An 18492-nucleotide genomic window follows, 5' to 3' on the forward strand; every position below is an offset into this window, starting at 1 on the left:
CATGCGAAAGCTTCTGACAATGCTCAACGCCATCATCAGAGACAACAAACCATGGCAAAACGCTTGACATCAAAGACAGTCGCTCATCCCGCTGCCGCGGACTTCTCCCCGGCGGGGAGAAGAAACAAGCGCTGCGCTCCCAGTCACTAAGTTGAACTCAATTCACAGCGAAACTTCCGTCTCGCTGTCCTCCGCATTCTCTTCTTCTTCCCACTTTTCCGCTTTGGTCTTCGGCTTCATCAGCGGTTCGGGCTTCACCTCGCGCACCGGCTTGTTGTGCAGCATCTGCCGGCCGGCGGCGAGGCCTTCCACGGCCTGTAGCTGCAACCGCTCCTCGTCGCGTTCGCGAATGTCGTCGGCAATCGCCAGCGCCCTTTCGCCATCCATATCCAGCCCCTCCAGAATGCGCCTGCCGAACAGCAGGCCCGATTCCAGCGTTTCGCGGATTTCATATTCCACGCCCTTTTTTCTGAGGTCGAGGGAATGCACGCGGTCATAGGAGCGGGCATAGATGCGCACGCTCGGAAATTCCGACTGGATCATGTCGATGATACGGTCGGTCACCTCCTTCTTGTGGGTGCAGACCGCAACGAGATCGGCCCGCTCGATGCCGGCGGCGATCAGCACGTCCTTACGGGTGCCATCGCCGAAAAAGATACGGAAGCCGAAACGGGCGGCCTGCCGGACGCGGTCGGCCGAGCTGTCGATGACAGTCACGTCGCGCCCGCCGGCGAGAAGGATCTGCGAGGCGATCTGGCCGAAGCGGGAAAAGCCGATCATCAGCACATCCGCGCCCGCCCCGTCGAAATCCTCTTCCAGCTTGTCCTCTTCCGCATCCTCCGCCGTCAGCCGGCGTGAAATCACCGCCAGAAGCGGCGTCAGCGCCATGGAAAGCGTGACGACGGCAACGAGGATCGAGGCCGTCGCCTGCGGAAACAGCCCGGAGGCGGCAGCGGTGGTGAAGAGCACGAAGCCGAATTCGCCGCCCTGCGCCAGAAGCAGCGCGATGCGGCTCGATGCATAACGCGACGAGCCGGCGATGCGGCAAAGGCCATAGATCAGCGCCGCCTTCACCGCCATCATCGCCGGCACGGCGATCAGGATGAGCAAAATATGTTCATAGACGATATGGATATGCAGCGACATGCCGACCGCCATGAAGAACAGCGCCAGAAACAGGCCGCGAAACGGCTCGATATCGGCTTCCAGCTCGTGCCGGTAGGAAGATTCCGACAGCATCAGCCCCGCCAGCAGCGCGCCCATGCCCATCGACAAGCCCACCGCCTCCATGACGGCGGCAGCGCCGATGACGACGAAGAGGGCAGCGGCAATCATCACCTCCCTCGCACCGGTGCGGGCGATGATCTGGAACATCGGCGTCAGCAGATACCGCCCGGCCAGCACCATGCCGGCCACGGCAACGACGGAGGCGATGAGATCGGACACCATCGAATCCGTCGGCACATCCGGCCGGTTGGAAAGAATGGTGACGAGGGCAAGAAGCGGCACGATGGCGAGGTCCTGAAACAGCAGGATCGAAAAGGAGCGGTTGCCGTGCCGCGTATTCATGTCGCCGTCGTCGGCAAGGATTTGCAGCGCAAAGGCGGTGGAGGAAAGCGCAAGGCCGAAACCGGCGACGAGGCTGCCGCGCCAGTCGATCAGCCCTGCCCACCAGGCAATGGCCGCCAGCACGCTGCCCGTCACCAGCACCTGCGCCATCCCAAGCCCTAGGATATCGCGCCGCATCTGCCAGATGCGCGACGGCTTCAGTTCGAGACCGATGATGAAGAGCAGGAAAACGACGCCAAGTTCCGAGACGTTGAAGATGTCCTTCGCATCCGTGACCAGATGCAGGAACGGCCCGATGATGATGCCGGCCACCAGATAACCGAGCACGGTGCCAAGGCCAAGCTTGCGGAAAACCGAGGCCGCGATGACCGCGCCGGCGAGAAGCAGCAGGGGTTCGGAAAAGAGAGCGTCGTGCTCGGTCATGCGGGCGGACTTTCGAATAGGGTGGCGACAATACCGTCCGAATGGAGAAAGCGGCGTTTCGCCCTTGATGCGGGGTTCTTGGCACAATAAATGGAACAGGAATGAAAGGCCAACTCATGTCCTCAGAAATAGATTCTTCCAAACTTCTCGATCGCGCCAGCCAGCTTGTCGATCTTGCCCGCGCCGCCGGTGCCGATGAGGCGGATGCCGTTGTCGTCCGCTCCCGCTCGCAATCGGTCGGCGTGCGGCTCGGCAAGGTGGAAAGCACCGAATCCTCCGAAAGCGACGATTTTTCCCTGCGCGTCTTCGTTGGCCGCCGGGTGGCAAGCGTTTCGGCCAATCCGGGCTTCGACCTGAAGACCTTGGCGGAGCGGGCCGTGGCGATGGCGAAGGTTTCGCCGGAAGACCCCTTTGCCTGCCTTGCGGACAAGGAACGGCTGGCCACTTCCTATGACGATCTTCAGCTTTTCGATGCGACGGAAGTGTCGGCCGATCAGCTGCGTGAGGCAGCCCTTGCTTCGGAAGAGGCAGCACTTGCGGTCAAGGGTGTCAGCAATTCCTCCGGCGCCGGCGCATCGAGCGGCATGGGCGGCCTCGTGCTTGCCACCTCGCACGGTTTTTCCGGCAGCTATATGGGCAGCCGCTTCAGCCGTTCCGTCAGCGTCATTGCCGGCGAAGGCACGAAGATGGAGCGCGACTACGATTTCGACAGCCGCCTTTATTATGCCGATCTGGATGCCGCCGAAGAAATCGGCCGCCGCGCCGGGGAAAAAGTCGTGCGCCGTGTCGGCCCGCGCCAGGTCGATACCGGCAGCAACATCACCGTGGTTTTCGATCCGCGCATCGCCCGCGGTTTTGTCGGTGCGATTGCTGGCGCCATCAACGGCGCGTCGGTTGCCCGCAAGACCAGCTTCCTGCGCGATAAGATGGGTCAGCAGGTTCTGAAAAAGGGCCTTTATCTCACCGACGATCCGCAGATCGTGCGCGGCCCGTCCTCGCGTCCCTTCGATGGCGAGGGCGTGCGCGGCGAGAAGATGACGATGATTGAGGACGGTGTTCTCAAGCACTGGTTCCTGTCCACCTCGGCGGCGCGGGAACTCGGCCTTGAAACCAACGGTCGCGGCGTGCGCGGCGGCACGGCGGTTTCGCCGGCCTCCACCAATCTGGCGCTGGAGCCGGGCGATCTCTCGCCGGAGGACCTGCTGCGACAGGTCGGAACCGGCTTTTACGTCACCGAGCTGATCGGCCACGGCGCCAATATGATCACGGGTGAATATAGCTGCGGGGCGAGCGGTTTCTGGATCGAGAATGGTGAAAAGACCTTTGCGGTTTCCGAGGTCACCATCGCCTCGAACCTGAAGGACATGTTCATGCGGGTCACGCCGGCTAATGACATCGACCGTAAATACGGCGTCGCTGCCCCGACGCTCGCCATTGAAGGCATGACGATCGCGGGCAAGTGAGACGGCCTGCGGGTTGTTTTCGCCGGCACTTTGTGTGCAAGTGCGAAGAGAAAAACAGGCGCGCCGTGTGAGGCGCGCGGAAAAGACGGCAAAATGAACGATATGGCTGAGGCCCGCTGGGCCTCCGATCTGAGGCTGGTCCTCGAAGCCGCCCGCAAGGCGGGCGAGACGGCCCTCGGTTTCTTCCGCAAGGATCCCGAGGTCTGGTGGAAGAATGGCGGGCTTTCGCCGGTCAGCGCGGCCGACTACGCCGCCAATGAAATTCTCGAAACCATCCTGCGCTCCGCCCGGCCGGAATACGGCTGGCTCTCCGAAGAGACGGATGACGATACGGACAGGCTTTCCCGCTCCACCGTCTTCGTCGTCGATCCCATCGATGGCACCCGTGCCTTCATCGGCGGTCGGGATACCTGGTGCGTCAGCGTCGCGGTGGTGCATGAGGGCCGGCCGGTGGTAGCGGCCCTTGTCGCCCCGGCGCTTGCCGAGGAATTCACCGCATTGGAAGGCGGCGAAGCGCTGAAAAACGGAGCGCCCGTTTTTGCCGCGCGTGAAAATGCCGGCATCTTCCATCTGGCGGCGCCAGAAGACGTAATCACGCATCTGCCGGAAGAGGTGCGGGGTGGCGTCAAGCGCATTCCGCACGTACCCTCGCTCGCCTACCGGCTGGCCATGGTGGCGGATGGCCGCATCGACGGAACGCTGGTCAAGGCCAACTCGCACGAGTGGGATCTCGCCGCTGCCGACCTCATTCTGGAGAAGGCTGGCGGCCGGCTGGTCGGGCTCGATGGAAAACCTCTGATGTATAATCGCCGGCAGGTGAACCACCCCGCATTGTGCGCTGCAGCAGATTATGCGCTGCCTGCACTTTTGAAAGCGTTTTCACATCTGTCTGACAGTTGACGTTTGCCGGGAAATCCCGCAGATGAAGGCCTCTCTCAGAGTTTAAGAAAGAGACAAAGACATGACGGAATCTGGCAAACAGAAACAGCTGCTGCACCTCGTATTCGGCGGCGAACTGGAAAACCTTCAGGATGTTCAGTTCCGGGATTTGAACGCGCTCGATATCGTCGGCATCTATCCGGATTATGCTTCCGCGCTCACCGCATGGAAGTCCAAGGCGCAGATGACCGTCGATAACGCCCATATGCGTTATTTTATCGTGCATATGCACCGTCTTCTCAATCCGGACGACAAAATTTGAGTCCTTTTGCCCTTGCGTTGTAATACTATTGGGTGAAAGCGAGTTTTTCCGTGATTCCTGCGCGAGCGGCGCAGGCCGGGAATACCGCGGCGAGAAAATGTGATCGCGCTTTCGTTTCCGATGACAAAAAATGACGCAATTTGAGAAGAAGTAGGCGGCGATAACAACCAAAAACAGGGGAAGGGCATTGCGCGGAATGATCAAGGGCAGAATGTCATGAGCAGCCGTATCGCACGTTTCGCTCTTTCCGGTTACCGCATTGCCGGTATCGCCGCTTACCCGTTCGCGAAGCCCTATCTTTCCTATCGGGCGGCGAAGGGCAAGGAAGACAAGCGCCGTCGGCTTGAGCGTTTCGGTTATGCCAGCGCCGAGCGCCCGCGCGGGCCGCTGGTCTGGTTCCATGCCGCAAGCGTGGGTGAAACGCTGGCGCTTATTCCGCTGATCCGCGAAATCCGCAAGCGCGATATCTTCGTGCTTTTGACCACCGGCACCGTCACCTCGGCCGAACTGACCCGCACGCGGCTGGGCGACGATGTGATCCATCAATATGTGCCGCTCGATATCAAAATCGCGGTCAACCGTTTCCTGACCTACTGGGCACCGGATGCAGCCATCACTGCGGAATCGGAAATCTGGCCGGTGACGATGATGGAGCTGGAACGCCGGCACATTCCGCAGATCCGGGTCAATGCGCGCCTCTCCGACCGTTCCTTCGACCGCTGGAAAGCCCGGCATGACATTGCTGAATCGCTGTTTTCCAAGCTGGCGCTGGTGGTTGCGCAGTCCGATCTCGATGCCGAACGCTTCCGCGATCTCGGCTCCTGGCCGGTGGTGATTTCTGGTAACCTCAAGGGCGACACCGACCCGCCGCCATGCGACGAGGCGCTGCTGGAGAGCTATCGCAAGCAGGTCGGCAATCGCAAGACATGGGCCGCCATCTCCACTTTCGACGGCGAGGAGAAGGCTGCCGCCACCGTTCATGCGGCGATCAAGTCGCGCAATGGGCAACTGACCATCATCGTGCCGCGCCATCCCGAGCGTGGCGACGATGTCGAGGCGATGCTGAAGGGCATGAATCTTTCGGTCGCCCGCCGCAGCCGCAATGACGTGATTACGCCGGAAACCGATATTTTCCTCGGCGATTCCATCGGCGAAATGGGGCTTTATCTGCGCCTGACCGAGCTTGCCTTCGTCGGCCGCTCCTTGACTGCCGAGGGCGGGCAGAACCCGCTGGAACCTGCGATGCTCGGCTGCGCCGTTCTGTCTGGCGCACATGTGCAGAATTTCCGCGAGGCCTATCAGAAACTGATCCGCGCCGGCGGCGGTCGTATCATCCGCGATGTGGAGATGCTGGCCAAGGCGGTTCATTATCTGCTGGTCAACGACAATGAGCGTTACAAGATGATCGATGCCGGCAACCGGGTCATTCAGGATATGCGCGGTGCGCTGTCCTCCACCGTCAAGGCGCTGGAACCCTATATCAATCCGCTTACCGTTTCCGCCAAGCTGCAACCGCGGAGCGCCATCGGTTCATGGTAGCGGATATCGAACTCAACGCGGCGCAATCGATTGCCGCAGTCCTTTTCGACAAGGACGGCACGCTTCTCGGCTATGACGCCAGCTGGGGTCCGGTGAACCGCGAGCTTGCGGCGATTGCCGCCAAGGGCGATCCCGCTCTTGCCGACCGGCTTCTTTCCGCCTGCGGCATGGACCCCGTTACCGGTCATGTGGTACCGGACAGCCTTCTGGCCGCCGGCAATACGGCTGAAATCGCCGCCGGTCTGGTTGCCGCCGGCTCGCCCTGCGATGTCGGGGAACTGACGGCGCGCCTCGACCGGTTGTTCACCGAGGCGGCGGATAAATCCGTGCCGGTGACCGATCTCAGGGCGTTTTTCGCAAGGCTGAAGGCCCGCGGCTACAAGCTCGGCATCGCCTCCAGCGACAATGAAAACTCCATCCGCCAGACGGCCATCCGCTTCGGTTTCGAAAAGGACGTCGATTTTGTCGCGGGATATGACAGCGGTTACGGCACCAAGCCGCAGCCCGGCATGGTTCTCGGTTTCTGCGAGGCGATAGGCTTCCCGCCGGAGCGTGTGGCGGTGGTCGGCGACAATAATCACGATCTGCATATGGCGAAGAACGCCGGTGCCGGTTTGCGTATCGCCGTTTTGACCGGAACAGGCTCACGCGAAAGCCTTGGCGCAGATGCCGATTTTTGTTTCGATGACATCACGGCGCTTGAAGCGCTTTTGCCGGAACGGGCTCTCTGAGCCCGGTGGAATTTCCGCCGGGCCGGGTGCGGCTCCATCAAGCCCGTTTATTCCATTTTTGCAATTTACGGTTTTTTCTGGCAAACAACCTCCTGACATGTGACGGGCGAACGGAATGCCGTGGGCGACGCGGCCGGGAGCGGGAATAGATGGTTTCTGAAGCGCCGCCGTTCTGGTGGCAGAAAGCGGGCTGGCAGGCGTGGCTCCTGTCTCCTTTCTCGCTTCTTTACGGCAAGATCGCCGGCCGGCGGATGCGAACGGCGAAGAGGGCAAGCGTTGCCGTTCCGGTCATCTGCATTGGCAACTTCACCGTGGGTGGCGCCGGCAAAACACCGACGGCGATGGCAATTGCGAGAGCCGCCGCCGCAAAGGGCTTGAAACCCGGATTTCTCAGCCGCGGTTACGGCGGCACGCTCGACGTCACCACCCTTGTCGATCCCGGACAGCACCGCTCGGCCGATGTCGGCGATGAGCCGCTGCTCCTGGCGCGGGAGGCGGTCACGGTCATTTCCCGCAAGCGCGTGGAAGGCGCGCACCGGCTGGTGAAGGAAGGCGTCGATCTCATCATCATGGATGACGGCTTCCAGAGCGCACGCCTGACGCTGGATTATGCGCTCGTCGTCATCGATACGATGCGCGGCATCGGCAACGGCCATCTTGTGCCGGGCGGTCCGGTGAGGGCGCCGCTTGCCGAGCAGATGCGGCACATGACCGGGCTCCTGAAGGTCGGCAATGGCCATGCGGCCGATGCCCTGGTCCGGAAGGCGGCAAAGGCCGCCAAACCCGTCTTCGTGGCGGCAATCACGCCGCAGGAGCCGCAGGATTTCAGGGGAAGACGCGTGCTGGCCTATGCGGGCATCGCCGACCCGGCCAAGTTTTATCGAACCGTCGAGGCGCTCGGCGGCGATATCGTGCTGCAGCGCTCCTTCCCGGATCATCACCATTTCAGCGACGACGAGATCGCCGATCTTCTGCAGGACGCCGATAAAGAGAACCTGCAACTGGTGACGACGGCCAAGGACGCGGTACGGCTTAACGGGCACCACGGCCGGGCGGAAGAATTGCTGTGGAACAGCCTGGTGATCGAAATCGACATGGTGTTCGACGACCCCAACGCGGCCGCGACGATCATCGATACGGCGGTGAGGAACTGCCGTGCGCGTCTGCTGCGGGACAATGCGCGGACGTCGCTTTAGAGCACCGAAGAAGATAAACCGCCGTATACTCACTTCCCCTCATTCCTGTGCTTGTCACAGGAATCCAGTCGACGCGCGTCCGCGCGGCGGGGAGAGTTCTTTCAGTCCAAGGACTTGGGCTGGCTGGATCCCTGTGACAAGCACAGGGATGAGGGGAGGCACACGCGCCATACTCAATGCGCCGCTTCCCAACTCACGCCGGCAAATTGCCAGCCTTCTTTTCGGCTTCCAGCGAAGCCGCCGCATCCACATAGGCCTCCTGCCGCACCACGCTCCAGTAGCGCAGCTCATCTACGGGGATTGTCTTGCCTGTCACGGCGCAGATGACGTGCGAGCCGGTCTGGACGATGCGGAAGTCACCGTCGAGATATTCGATGACGGCGAGGCGGTTGCCGCCTCCTTCAAATCTGTTCATCCGTTTTCGTCTCCTGCTCTGTCCCGTCAGGGCACCCAGTCCGAAACGGCGCAGCGTTTTCCTGAACAATTGGGTGCTCCAGTATCTCAAATTTATATAGCCCGGCGCGGCGCAAGGCCAGCCCCACCGTTCGTGCGTGTATGAAGCGTCAGCTACGGCCGAAGAGCCGTTCTATATCGGAAAGTTTCAGTTCGATATAGGTCGGGCGGCCGTGATTGCACTGGCCGGAACCCGGCGTGTTTTCCATCTGCCGCAGAAGCGCATTCATCTCCTCCGGCCGCATGCGCCGGCCGGACCGCACCGAGCCATGGCAGGCCATGGTGGCTGCGACATATTCCAGCTTGTTGGCAAGCGTGGAGGCGGCGTCCCATTCGGCGATCTCGTCGGCAAGCTGGCGCACCAGCCCCTGCACATTGACCTCGCCCAGCATGGCGGGCGTTTCGCGAACGGCAACCGCGCCCGGCCCGAAACGCTCGATGACAAGCCCCAGCGCATCGAAACCGGCGGCATGATCCATCAGCCGGTCGCAATCCTCTTCCGGCAGGTCGATGATCTCGGGGATGAGCAGCACCTGCGAAGGCGGCCGCCTGGAATGCAGCGCATTGCGCATCTGTTCGAACACCAGCCGCTCATGCGCAGCATGCTGATCGACGATGACGAGGCCGTTTTCCGTCTGCGCGATGATGTAGTTCTCGTGCAGCTGTGCCCGTGCCGCTCCAAGCGGATACACCACCGGCTCTGGTGAAGAGTTAGGGGAGGCCTCGTAAGCCTCGCGCGGTTCGGCCCGCGCCGTCGGCATGGTGATATCGGAAAAGCGCGATTGCACCGCTTCGGCAAATTGCATGTTCCCGGAAACGGCGAGCGGCCGCGACGGGGACGTGGCCGCGGACCATGGCGCAGGGGCTGCCATGGAAGGCGAGGGCCGGAGGCCGGACGGGCTGTAGCCGGGGCGGAAGGCGTTCATCATCTGGCTCGCGCCCGTCGTTGCGGCCCTGTCGCCGTCACGGGTCAGCGCCTGCCGGATCGCGCCGACGATCAGCCCGCGAATGAGGCCGGGATCGCGGAAACGCACATCGGATTTTGCCGGGTGCACGTTCACGTCCACAAAGGCGGGATCGAGCGTGATGGACAACACCGCGACCGGATATCGCCCATGCGGCACGGTTTCGGCATAGGCGCCGCGAATGGCGGATAAAAGCAGCTTGTCCTGCACCGGGCGGCCATTGACGAAGACATATTGATGCGCCGAGTTACCGCGATTGAAGGTCGGCACACCGGCAAAACCGGTGAGCGTCACATCCTCGCGCCCGGCATCGATCTCGATGGCGTTGTCCTTGAACTCGGCACCGAGGATTTGTGCCATGCGGGCGAGATGATCGTCGCCGGTCGAAGGGATTTCGAGCGTCGAGCGGTCGGTGCCGGAGAGCACGAAACGAATATGCGGAAAGGCGATCGCCATGCGCTTGACGACCTCGGTGATGGCTGCCGCCTCCGCCCGTTCCGTCTTCAGGAATTTCAGCCGCGCCGGCGTGGCGAAGAACAGGTCGCGCACCTCGACGATGGTGCCGGCATTCGAGGCGGCGGGCCGCACATCGGACACCTTGCCGCCGGTGACGGAAATCACCGAACCCTGTTCCGCGCCCTGTTGGCGGCTGGTGATTGTCAGCTTGGCGACGGAGCCGATGGAGGGCAGCGCCTCGCCGCGAAACCCGAGCGTGCGGATATCGTCCAGCGTATCGGAAATCTTCGAGGTACAGTGACGCCTGACCGCAAGCTCCAGATCGGCAGGCGACATGCCGCAGCCGTTGTCGGTGATCCGCACCAGCCCCTTGCCGCCGCCCGCCGTGGCGATCTCGATCCGGGTCGCGCCGGCGTCGATGGCGTTTTCCACCAGTTCCTTCGTGGCGCTGGAGGGTCTTTCGATGACCTCGCCGGCGGCGATCTGGTTGATGAGGGTTTCTGAAAGCTGCTTGATGGCCATGATCGTCATTTTCGCGGATTCGCCGTGGCTTCGAAAGCAAAAAACTCGAACTGCGGAAATTTGCACATGTTTTGCGGCCTGTCCGGCATTCGATCATTTCCGTCAACTTGGCGTTAAGCGTTAATCCGCCTTTAATCGGCCTTGATTATGGTGAGGCGGCTTGAAATGACCGCAGGAACGGGGCCGCCTTCGCCGGGCGGTGTGTGACGTCGAATATGGGTGAGCGTCATCTTCCCCTCAAGACTGCTTCAAGTTGCAAACCCTGATGCCTCTTTTTCGGAATTTTTCGTTTCATCCCGGCATCAGCCCCGGACGATTCCACTAGAAACATAAGCCTGACCCCTGAAAAACAGGCGGGAGTTTGCAGTTGAGTGATTTGGCGTCCTCTGGCGCGGGCGTTCATACGGTGATGCTTGATGCCCTTTGCGACGCGCTTGGCGCGGCGATCGTCGTTTACGACCGGAACGATCACATTATTTTCGCAAGCCGGAAACTCTTGAGCTTTTTTCCGCTGGAAGAGGCCGTCATCGGCCCTGGCGCACGGCTGCGCGACTATCTGAGCGCGCTTTACGATTGTTATCTGCTCGAGGCGGAAAGCCTCGCTGCCAATGCTCGCCCGCTCGGCCGGGAGGAATGGATCGGCGAGCGGCTGGCGCTGCACTGGAAGGAAAGATCGGAAAAAACCGAGCGGCTGAAGGGAGAACGCTTCCTGCGCTTCGTCATGAACCGCCTGCCGTCGGGCCTCGGCATCAGCGTGGTGGCGGATATTTCCGAACAGAAGAAGCGTGAGGAGCAATGGCGCATCGACCTCGAGCGCGTACAGCTCATCGAGGATATTCTCGACAATCTGCCGTTTCCCGTCTTCGTCAAGGACCGGAACATGGCCTATGCTGCCGTCAACAAATCCGCCTGCGCCTTGGTCGAAACCAGCCCCGAGAGCATTCTCGGCCGCACCGTTTTCGATCTCCACTCGCGCAAGGTCGCCGGACGGATCGATATTGCCGATCGCATGGTGCTGGATAGCGGCACGCCGAGCGTCATCCCCGAAAGGGTGCGGCGGCTGAACGGCGAAGAGGTGCTGACCATCACCCGCAAACAGCGTGTGGGCAGGCCCGGCCGATATTTCCTGGTGACGACGATGGAGGACGTGACCGCTCTCGCCACCATCGATGCCAACGGCATGCCCGTCATCCCCTCGCTCGAACATGTCCCTTTCGTCGCCTCCACTTACGGCAGGGATGAGGAAACGGACAAGCGCGGCGGGGTTTTAAAGAGCAAGGCGGTGCTGATCGTCTCTGAAAACGGACGCTTTGCGGAAGCGGCCGGTCGCCGGCTGACGGCTGGCGGCATGGACCATGCGGCGGTGACGAGCGAGGACGAGCAGCGCGCCTTCATCGATGTCGCGGCCTCCGCCGGTGTGAGCATCGATGTGGTCGTTGTCGACGCCCAGATGAGCGTCGCCTGCCTCGATATTGCCGCCGCGCATGATCTGCCCGTCGTCACCATCGAGGAAGAGGAAATAGACGCTTCGCTGCTGCATTATCTTGCGGCCGGGCTGCAATCGTCTCCGAAGGAGAAAACCGCCGACGAGGACTGGGAGATCATGACGGAGGATCTTCCGGAAATCCTCAAGACCGGCGGCGTCTGTGATATACTTCTCGTCGAGGATAACAGGGTCAACCAGATCGTCTTTTCGCAGATACTCGAGGGTCTCGGGCTTTCCTGGCGGCTCGCCACCTCGGGCGAGGAAGCCCTGCGTCTCTTTGCCGAACAGCCGCCTTCCGCCGTCCTGCTCGACACGACGCTGGGCGATATCGACGGCTTCGAGGTCGCGCGCCGCATGCGCAGCCTTTGCGGCGAAAAGCACATTCCCATCGTCGGTGTCATCACCCACGCTTTCGAGGGCGATCTCGATAAATGCCGCGCGTCCGGCATGGACGACATGCTGCTGAAGCCCGTCAGCCCGGATATGGTAGAGGCGGTTTTCCTGCGGCTTTTCGGCAAGGATGTCCTGCGGCTGCAGGCCTGACATTGCCTTTGTCGGGAGGCTATGGCTTTTTTAATACTTGCCCTGCATTGTGAGCGCGGTCGACACAGGATTCACGAGATGCAGGAATGAAACGGGCAGAGCCGCAAACGTTGCAGGTCAGCCAGAACGAGCTGCAGGCGATGGCCTACAGTGACCCGCTGACGGGGCTCGGCAACCGCTACCGTCTGCGGGACAAGATTCGCATGCTTGCCAGCGAGCGCTCCAGCGATCCCGCGCCTTTCACGGTCGGCATCGCCAATATAGACGGCTTCAAACCCATCAACGATCTGTTCGGTGTGCAGGCGGGTGATGAAATCCTGTGTCAGGTCGCGCACCGGCTGAAGGCCTGCATTCCCGATGGCGCGGTCGTGACGCGCCATGACGGCGACGAATTCGCCTTCGTGCTGCCGCTGGTGTTCGAGCGCACCGGTGCCGAGCGCATCGGCAACATGATCAAGGACGTGCTTTCGGCCCCTTACGATCTCGGCGACCGTAACGTCCGCCTGTCCTCCTCCTTCGGTTTTGCCATCTATCCCTTCGCCGGCGATGAATTCGAGGATTTACTGAAAAGCGCCGAGACGGCGCTCTATCGCTCCAAGAGACGTGGCCGCGGCCAGATCACGGTCTATTCGCGTGAAATCGCGCAGGAAATGAAGCGCGCCACGCAACTGGAACAGGCGCTTAGAAACGCCATCATCACCGATGCCATCGATGTGCATTTCCAGCCCATCGTCAGGCTGGAAGAGGCCAAGGTCATCGGTTTCGAGGCGCTGGCCCGCTGGAACGATCCGGACCTCGGTTTCGTATCGCCCGCCGTTTTCGTGCCGCTTGCCGAAGAGCGCGGCTTCATCGACGCGCTGTCGGAAGCTCTGCTCCGAAAGGCGGCGGAGGCAGCCCTGTTCTGGCCGCGTGAACTCTTCCTGTCCTTCAACCTCTCTTCCGCGCAATTGATGGACCCCAGCACGGCGGACAATATTCTCTCCATTCTCTCGCGTGTCGGCCTAGATCCGCACCGGCTGGAGCTTGAAATCACCGAAACGGCTGTGATGACTTCCGCCGATACCGCCCAGCGCATCATCAGCGAGTTGCAGAGCGCCGGCGTTCGCATTTCTCTGGATGATTTCGGCACCGGCCAGTCGAGCCTCGGCCGCTTGCGCGATTTCACCTTCGACAAGGTGAAGATCGACCGCGCCTTCGTCTCGCGCATCAGCAGCGACCGCCCTTCCGAACATATCATCAAGGCGATCGTCGCCATGTGCGAAGGGCTCGATCTCGAAGTCGTGGCCGAAGGGATCGAAGAACGGGCGGAAGAGGAAAAGCTGCGCGCACTCGGCTGCGCCATGGGCCAGGGCTATTTCTACGGCCGCCCCGCCGATGCCGCCGCGACCCAGCGCTATCTGCACGAGAATTACCGCGAGATATTGTCGGATATTTCCTGAGGCGGTACGGCTTGGCCGTGACGCTTGTTGGAGAAAACTGCATCTCGGCCAAGCTTGTGTGCGCCGGCGCATCCCCACAACCCTCATTCCTGTGCTTGTCACAGGAATCCAGCCGACGCGCGTCTGCGCGGCGAAACGACTCCTTTCAGCCCAAGGACTTGGGCTGGCTAGATTCCTGTGACAAGCACAGGAATGAGGGAGGTCGTTTCGGGAACAACCCTTGCCAGAAGGCTCTCCACGTTTTGTTGCGTGCGGCCTGCGCCGCGCCTTAGAGCCTGTAAAGCGGCTCGAACCGGCCCTTCACCTCAACCCCCAGCTCGAACGTCAGCCCGTGCTGCGGATTGGCGGCAAGGGCGTCGTCATCGAGATTTTCGCGCGCCGAGGTGACGAGAAGGCGCGATGCGTCGGGGCCGATGAAGGCCGGGCAGGTCGTCTGTGTGCCGGGCACCTCATATCGGGCAATGTGATTGCCGTCCGCATCGTAACGATCCACAGCGCCCACGCCCCAGCGGGCGTTCCAGATATGCCCTTCGGCATCGCAGACCGACCCGTCGATGCCGCCTTTGATACCGGTGGAATCGATGAAGACTTCAGCCTTGCCTGCGGGAAGGCCGGTCTCGGCATCGAGCGGCACCCGCATCAGCTTGTTCACCTTGGTATCGACGTAATATCCCGTCGCGCCATCGGGAGAAAAGCAGATCGAATTCGGAATGCTGATCTCGGCAAACAGCTTGGTCACGGTACCCTTCGCGACATGATAGATGCTACCCGCGCCGGTCTCCGCCTTGCGGCCCATGGTGCCGATCCACAGCGCGCCGGAGGGGTGCATGCGCCCGTCATTGGAGCGGTTGCCGGGCAAATCCTTCTCCAGCTCCGCATGCAGCGTCAGCACGCCGGTTGCCGTGTCGCGCAGGAAAAGCCCGTCATCGGAGGCGATCAGCTGCTTGCTGTCGCTGACCTTGGCGAGCGCACTGCCCATGAAGGGCAAAGCGTGCACGGTCTTGCGGCCGGAGGCGAGATGCAGCTCATGCAGTTCCCGCTCGAGAATATTGAACCACCAGGCGGTGCCGGTCGCAGGGTCGAAGGTCGGGCCTTCGCCGAGCAGCATCGGCGTTTCATCCAGAACACGTCCGGCAAAGGGAAAAACAGTCGCCAAGCTCTTATCCTCCGATGGCTGCATCATAGGCTGAAAGTGTGACAGTGGCGCGTTCGCGCACCTCCGCCGCCGTCATGCCCGGCTTGTAAAGGCTGGTGCCAAGCCCGAAAGCCACGATACCGGCCGAGGTATATTCAGCGAAATTCTTGTCCGAGACGCCGCCGACGGCGGCGATGACCAGATCCTTCGGCAGGATCGTCCGGATCGCATTGATGCCGGCGGGGCCGATGATGCTGGCGGGAAAGAACTTCAGCCCCGTCGCACCGGCCTTCGCGGCCACCAGCGCCTCGGTGGGGGTCAGAACACCCGGCATCGTCACCATGCCCTTGACGCGCGCGGCGACGATCACATCGGCGTCGGCATTGGGGCTCACCATCAGCTTGCCGCCGGCCGCATCCAGCGAGGCCACGTCTTCCACGCTGAGCACGGTGCCCGCGCCGATCAGGCAATCGGCGGGCGCCATCTTCGCGGCGATCTCGATGGAGCGGAACGGATCGGGCGAGTTGAGCGGAATTTCAATGGCCCGGAAGCCGGTTTCGATCAGCGCGCCAACGACGCCTTCGGTCTCCTCGGGCTTCAGACCGCGCAGGATGGCGATCAGCGGATATTTGATGGAAGGGAAGGGAATACGCATGGTCGATCTTTCTTCTTATGGCCAGATGGCATTTGCAGCGGCCAGCAATCCGCGCCGCACGGCCTCGTCTGCATCGATGACCGTATAGTGGATATCAAGGGCGGTGAAGGCGCCTTCGTAAAGCGCGCCGAGCGCACCGGAGCCGATCAGCACCACCGGCGTCTCGCGCCGGGCGGTGGAATGCGCGCCGGCGATTTCCAGCCCGATCATGATGCCGGAAAGCTTGGCCTTGGCGTCGGTGGCGGTGAGGCCGTGCAGCAACTGGCCGGAGCGAAGGGTGAAAAAGCGATTGGTCGCAAGCTGCGGATTGGCGTAGATGTCGCGCACCGCGGCCGTGAAAGCCGCATGCTCGCCGGTAAAGGCTTCGGCCTCGGCCACCGCATGGGAAAGGATCGTCTGTTTCGAGACGACTTCGAAAAGTTCGCCGGTCATGAACGTGGCGAAACCCGTCACGCCGCCATCCTTAACGGTCACCCATTTGGAATGGGTGCCGGGCATGCAGACGAGCTTTTCACCGGCATCCGAGGAAGCGAGAGCGCCAAGCAATTGCGTTTCCTCGCCGCGCATGACGTCGGGCGCGTTTTTGTCCCGTTGCGCCAGCCCCGGCAGAATGCGCACATCCCGCGCCTGGCCCGGCACGCGAACCGCGCCATCGAGAACCGCCGAAAGCGATGCCGGCACATCGATATAACCCGCCTCGACCCAGCCCTGCCGCGCGCCTGCCATGCCGCAGACGAGAACCGGCAAACCTTCCGGCGCGCCGATGGCGTCGAGGTGCGATTGCAGCACATCGGCAAAACCGGTCCGCATGGCGGTGGTCATGCCTTCCGTGCTTCTGCGCTCCGCCAGCACCGCGCCCGATCGGCTCATGAGCCAGAGCCGGAAACTGGTCGTGCCCCAGTCGACGGCGATGAAAGCGGGTTCAGACATTATAGGAGGCCTCCGTCTACGATTATGGATTGCGCCGTGATGGCGCTCGATGCCGATGATGCGAGAAACAGGCACGGGCCCGCCAGATCGGCGGCGACGAGCGTGCGTTTCAGACATTGCCGCGCGGTGGTGGCGGCAATGCCCTCATCCGTCAGCCAAAGTTCCTTCTGCCGCTCCGTCACGATCATGCCGGGCAGCAGCGTGTTAACGCGGATGTTTTCCGGGCCCAGCCGGCCGGCGAGGCTTTTCGTCAGCCCGATAATGCCGGCCTTGGCCGCCGCATAGGAGGGCAACTCGCCCATGTTGAGCAGAAACGAGATGGACGAGAAATTGACGATGGAGGCGTCCTTCGACTGCCGCAGATAGGGCAGGGCTGCCTGAACCGTGAAGAACATCTGCTTGAGATTGACTGCTTGATTGGCGTCCCAATAGGCTTCCGTCACCGTGTCTATGTCGTGGCGGTCGTCCCAGGCGGCGTTGTTGACAAGCACCTTTATGCCGCCGGTGGCGGAGGCCGCGGCCTCCACCGTCTTTCCGATCGCCGCAATATCGCGAAGGTCGGTCTTGAAGAAGTGGACCGGATGCGGCGCCGTCGGTGCAAGCCGCTTGACGAGCGCAAGGCTCGGCTCTTCGGCGATATCGATGAACGAAACCTTCGCGCCCTGCATCGCAAAGGCTTCCACCAGCGATGCCCCGATGCCGGAACCGCCGCCGGTGACGAGCACGCCCGCATCCTTGAGGTCCGGAAATTGGGCTTGCGTCATCGGCGTCATCTCGTCCATGAAAGGCTTGATAGTTCCATTATTTGGAACTAGATTTTACTAAATGGAATTATTCTCTTGGCGTCACGCTTATGTCAAGGCAGATGATGGTGGATGTTGCCATGCCCGATAATAAAAAGCCCAATAGGCAAAAGCCTGATGCGGTTCCGGTGACGCAACGGAAAGCCGGAGTTGACACGGGCACGCTCGGCAAGGCCGTCTCGCTGCTGGAGCTGATCGCCTTTGCTGAAAAACCGATGCGCTTTACCGATGTGGTCGAAGCCTGCGGCCAGCCGCGCGGCACGGTTCATCGCCAGCTCGCCCATCTTGTCGCCGAAGGCCTTGTCGATCACGCTGCCGATCAGACCTATGCCGTGGGGCTGAGGTTGCTGCAACTGGCCGCGAAGGCCTGGAGCGGCAACGACCTGCGCAGCGTCGCGGCCCCCCATCTGGCGGCGTTGCAGGAGGTGACGCAGGAGTCCGTGCATCTCGCCGTGCTGAACGGCAGACAGGTCACCTATCTCGACAAGATGGAGGGGCAGCATACATTGCGCATGCATTCGCAGGTCGGCAAAACCTCGCCAGCCTATTGCACCGGCGTGGGCAAGGCGGCGCTGTCGCTGCTCTCCGCCGACGATCTGGCGCAGCTGGCCGCGGAGCTGGATTTTCATCGCTTCACGGAAAGCACGCTCACGACGCCGGAAGCGCTGATGGCGGAGGTGGCGACCATTCGCGACAACGGCTACGGGTTCGACCTTCAGGAGCACGAGATCGGAATTCACTGCGTCGCAGCACCCGTCCGGGCGCCCGGCCGCAATTTTCGCGCGGCGATTTCCGTCACCGGTCCGGCCTATCGCGTGGATGTGGAACAGCTTCGCAAATGGGCCCCCCTGGTGCGCGAGACGGCCGACAGGATTTCCGACGATCTAGCCTGCAGATTATCCCCGGTTGCGGATGGTTGAAGAAAACAGGGCGCGCAGTCCCTGGATTTGCCCGTCCGGAACCGCCGGCCATGCACCCATTCT

The 18492-nt window shown here is 61.8% G+C and carries 16 protein-coding genes; 9 read left to right on the top strand and 7 right to left on the bottom strand.

Annotation, left to right across the window (positions count from 1 at the left end):
* Window positions 1-162: 162 nt before the first annotated feature.
* Window positions 163-1992, bottom strand: a complete 1830-nt coding sequence (locus ACQZ40_RS08275) for a monovalent cation:proton antiporter-2 (CPA2) family protein (RefSeq protein WP_448747753.1) — start codon at window positions 1990-1992, stop codon at window positions 163-165.
* 116 nt (window positions 1993-2108) lie between these two features.
* Here ACQZ40_RS08275 and ACQZ40_RS08280 point away from each other — a divergent pair, with 116 nt between their 5' ends.
* From ACQZ40_RS08280 to lpxK, 6 genes are all read left to right on the top strand, one after another.
* The gene (locus tag ACQZ40_RS08280) at window positions 2109-3455 is read left to right on the top strand and encodes a TldD/PmbA family protein (RefSeq protein ID WP_003522934.1); all 1347 of its coding nucleotides are present in this window, start codon (window positions 2109-2111) and stop codon (window positions 3453-3455) included.
* A gap of 93 nt (window positions 3456-3548) precedes the next feature.
* The gene (locus ACQZ40_RS08285) at window positions 3549-4355 is read left to right on the top strand and encodes a 3'(2'),5'-bisphosphate nucleotidase CysQ (protein WP_080856002.1); all 807 of its coding nucleotides are present in this window, start codon (window positions 3549-3551) and stop codon (window positions 4353-4355) included.
* A gap of 61 nt (window positions 4356-4416) precedes the next feature.
* Window positions 4417-4656: a DUF4170 domain-containing protein gene (locus ACQZ40_RS08290; RefSeq protein WP_003494094.1), complete on the top strand. Its 240-nt coding sequence runs from the start codon at window positions 4417-4419 to the stop codon at window positions 4654-4656.
* Window positions 4657-4872: 216 nt separating this feature from the next.
* Window positions 4873-6195: a lipid IV(A) 3-deoxy-D-manno-octulosonic acid transferase gene (gene waaA, locus ACQZ40_RS08295; protein ID WP_003521024.1), complete on the top strand. Its 1323-nt coding sequence runs from the start codon at window positions 4873-4875 to the stop codon at window positions 6193-6195.
* Window positions 6189-6926, top strand: coding sequence for an HAD family hydrolase (locus ACQZ40_RS08300; protein ID WP_448747754.1), 738 nt, complete (start codon window positions 6189-6191; stop codon window positions 6924-6926). The genes waaA and ACQZ40_RS08300 overlap by 7 nt, the downstream gene beginning before the upstream one ends.
* Before the next feature lie 149 nt (window positions 6927-7075).
* The gene (gene lpxK, locus ACQZ40_RS08305) at window positions 7076-8122 is read left to right on the top strand and encodes a tetraacyldisaccharide 4'-kinase (protein ID WP_448747755.1); all 1047 of its coding nucleotides are present in this window, start codon (window positions 7076-7078) and stop codon (window positions 8120-8122) included.
* A 193-nt stretch (window positions 8123-8315) separates the two neighbouring features.
* Here lpxK and ACQZ40_RS08310 read toward each other — a convergent pair whose 3' ends face one another.
* Both ACQZ40_RS08310 and mutL read right to left on the bottom strand, forming a co-directional pair.
* Entirely contained in the window at window positions 8316-8537 is a 222-nt protein-coding gene (locus ACQZ40_RS08310; RefSeq protein ID WP_174038849.1) for a DUF2093 domain-containing protein, read from the bottom strand.
* 148 nt (window positions 8538-8685) lie between these two features.
* Window positions 8686-10518: a DNA mismatch repair endonuclease MutL gene (mutL, locus tag ACQZ40_RS08315; protein ID WP_448747811.1), complete on the bottom strand. Its 1833-nt coding sequence runs from the start codon at window positions 10516-10518 to the stop codon at window positions 8686-8688.
* A 409-nt stretch (window positions 10519-10927) separates the two neighbouring features.
* On the opposite strand from mutL, the gene ACQZ40_RS08320 reads away from it, so the two are divergent.
* A complete protein-coding gene (locus tag ACQZ40_RS08320) occupies window positions 10928-12547 on the top strand; it encodes a response regulator (protein ID WP_448747812.1) in 1620 nt (539 codons plus the stop codon).
* An 86-nt stretch (window positions 12548-12633) separates the two neighbouring features.
* Window positions 12634-13986, top strand: a complete 1353-nt coding sequence (locus tag ACQZ40_RS08325; RefSeq protein ID WP_003521030.1) for a putative bifunctional diguanylate cyclase/phosphodiesterase — start codon at window positions 12634-12636, stop codon at window positions 13984-13986.
* 268 nt (window positions 13987-14254) lie between these two features.
* Here ACQZ40_RS08325 and ACQZ40_RS08330 read toward each other — a convergent pair whose 3' ends face one another.
* From ACQZ40_RS08330 to ACQZ40_RS08345, 4 genes are read right to left on the bottom strand one after another with little or no spacing between them, the layout of a single operon-like run.
* Complete coding sequence (locus ACQZ40_RS08330) at window positions 14255-15142, bottom strand: SMP-30/gluconolactonase/LRE family protein (RefSeq protein ID WP_080856007.1); 888 nt, start codon at window positions 15140-15142, stop codon at window positions 14255-14257.
* A gap of 4 nt (window positions 15143-15146) precedes the next feature.
* The gene (locus ACQZ40_RS08335) at window positions 15147-15776 is read right to left on the bottom strand and encodes a 2-dehydro-3-deoxy-6-phosphogalactonate aldolase (protein ID WP_003521032.1); all 630 of its coding nucleotides are present in this window, start codon (window positions 15774-15776) and stop codon (window positions 15147-15149) included.
* Between the two features lie 15 nt (window positions 15777-15791).
* Window positions 15792-16706, bottom strand: coding sequence for a 2-dehydro-3-deoxygalactonokinase (locus ACQZ40_RS08340; protein WP_174043989.1), 915 nt, complete (start codon window positions 16704-16706; stop codon window positions 15792-15794).
* A complete protein-coding gene (locus tag ACQZ40_RS08345; protein WP_065654354.1) occupies window positions 16706-17488 on the bottom strand; it encodes an SDR family NAD(P)-dependent oxidoreductase in 783 nt (260 codons plus the stop codon). Before ACQZ40_RS08345 ends, ACQZ40_RS08340 begins: the two co-directional genes overlap by 1 nt.
* A 71-nt stretch (window positions 17489-17559) precedes the next feature.
* On the opposite strand from ACQZ40_RS08345, the gene ACQZ40_RS08350 reads away from it, so the two are divergent.
* Window positions 17560-18429 carry an IclR family transcriptional regulator gene (locus ACQZ40_RS08350; RefSeq protein ID WP_174043993.1) on the top strand — a complete coding sequence of 290 codons (870 nt, stop codon included), beginning with the start codon at window positions 17560-17562 and terminating at the stop codon, window positions 18427-18429.
* Window positions 18430-18492: the final 63 nt, after the last annotated feature.

It is taken from the genome of Agrobacterium sp. 16-172Ci (genome assembly GCF_053522725.1).